The following is a 1847-nucleotide window of genomic DNA, read 5'->3' as shown; positions in this document are numbered from 1 at the left end:
GCGCCGCCCCGCCAGCCGGGGCGGCGCGTTTCCATACCCAGAACATAGCCAGGGGGCTTTGATGCGACGAGCGCTAGACACCCTATACAACACGGCCGGCGTACTGGCCTGCCTGTTCCTGATCGCCATCGCGGTCCTGACCCTGCTGACCATCGCCAGCCGCATCTTCGGCCTGGACCTGTATTCGACCGACGAATTCGCCGGCTGGTGCATGGCCGCCTCCACCTTCCTGGGCCTGGCCGCCACGCTGCGCAAGAACGAACACATCCGCGTATCGCTGGTGATCGAGCGCCTGGCCCCGCGCGCGCGCCACGTGATCGAGGTGCTGTGCCTGGTCATCGCCACGGTCTTCATGGGCATCTTCGCCTGGTACGCCAGCGCCGGCATGCTCGAATCCCGCCAGTTCGGCGAGATGACCCAGGGCATGGTGCCCGTGCCGCTGTGGATCCCGCAGCTGGGCATGGCCGTGGGTGCGGTGATCATGTTCATCGCCCTGGCCGACGACCTGCTGGGCGCGCTGCGCGGCAGGCAGCCGTCCTACCGGCAGGTCAAGACCGTCTCGTTGACCGAGTCGGTCTGACGCGGAGCGTGCCAAGATGATGATCGAAACCGTATTCGTGCTGGGCTTGCTCTTTGCCCTGCTGCTGGGCGGCATATGGATCGGCGTGGCGCTGTTCGCGCTGGGCTGGGCCACCCTGACCGTGTTCTCCTCGACCCTGCCCGGCCCACTGATGGCCAACACCACCTGGGGCGCGGCCAGCGCCTGGTCGCTCACCGCCCTGCCCATGTTCATCTGGATGGGCGAGATCCTGAGCCGCAGCCGCATCGCCCAGGACGTGTTCCGCGGCCTGGTGCCCTGGCTCAAGCGCCTGCCCGGCGGGCTGCTGCATTGCAACGTGGTCGGCTGCGGCATCTTCGCGGCCATCTCGGGCTCCTCGGCGGCCACGGCCGCCACCATCGGGCGCATGACCGTGCCCGAACTCACGCGCCGCGGCTACGACGACCGCATGGTGATCGGCTCGCTGGCCGGCTCGGGCACGCTGGGCCTGATGATCCCGCCCTCGATCATGATGATCGTCTACGGCATCACCGCCGAGGTCTCGATCGCGCGCCTGTTCATCGCCGGCATCCTGCCCGGGCTGATGATGATCGTGCTGTTCTCCGGCTTTATCGCCGTCTGGGCCTGGCGCAACCCGTCCAAGGTGCCGCGGGACGACACGCGCACCACGCTGCGCGAAAAACTGTGGGCCTCGCGCCTGCTGATCCCCACCGTGCTGCTGATCCTGGCCATCATCGGCTCGATCTACACCGGCATCGCCACGCCCACCGAGGCCGCCGCCCTGGGCGTGCTGGGCTCGCTGATCCTGTCGGCGGTCTCGGGCAGCTTAAGCCCCAAGGTGTTTTGGGAAAGCGCCATGGCCGCCATGCGCACCTCGTGCATGATCGGCTTTATCATCGCCTCGGCCGGTTTCCTGACCACGGCGGTGGCCTTCATCGGGCTGCCGGCGGCCATCGCCCAGGGCATCTCCAACATGGGCCTGTCGCCCGGCCTGCTGATCCTGGTGCTGACCGTGATCTTCATCATCCTGGGCTGCTTCCTGGACGGGGTCTCGATGATCGTGCTGACCTCGGCCGTGCTGCTGCCCACGGTGCAGGCCGCGGGCATCGACCTGATCTGGTTCGGCATCTTCGTGATCCTGGTCGTGGAAATGGCGCAGATCACCCCGCCCGTGGGCTTTAACCTGTTCGTGCTGCAAGCCCTGACGGGCAGGGACATGTTCTACGTGGCCCGCGCCACCGCCCCGTTCTTCGCGCTGCTGCTGATCGCCGCCCTGCTGCTGTGGCTC

2 protein-coding genes are annotated in these 1847 nt (G+C 67.5%); both read left to right on the top strand.

The window, feature by feature from the left end; genetic code table 11:
• Positions 1-61 precede the first annotated feature (61 nt).
• Positions 62-580, top strand: a complete 519-nt coding sequence (locus V8Z80_RS20820) for a TRAP transporter small permease (protein ID WP_336063330.1) — start codon at positions 62-64, stop codon at positions 578-580.
• A 16-nt stretch (positions 581-596) separates the two neighbouring features.
• On the top strand, positions 597-1847 hold a 1251-nt coding region (locus V8Z80_RS20815; protein WP_336063329.1), incomplete at its 3' end, for a TRAP transporter large permease.

This window comes from Orrella sp. JC864, from assembly GCF_037026685.1.
GTDB lineage: Bacteria > Pseudomonadota > Gammaproteobacteria > Burkholderiales > Burkholderiaceae_B > Orrella.
Note: the sequence above shows the minus strand (reverse complement) of the source record. Positions and strands in the feature narration are given on the sequence as shown.

Bases quoted from the DNA above. Each gene is read 5' to 3' on its own strand.
- V8Z80_RS20820 (WP_336063330.1), top strand. From the start codon at position 62: ATGCGACGAGCGCTAGACACCCTATACAACACGGCCGGCGTACTGGCC.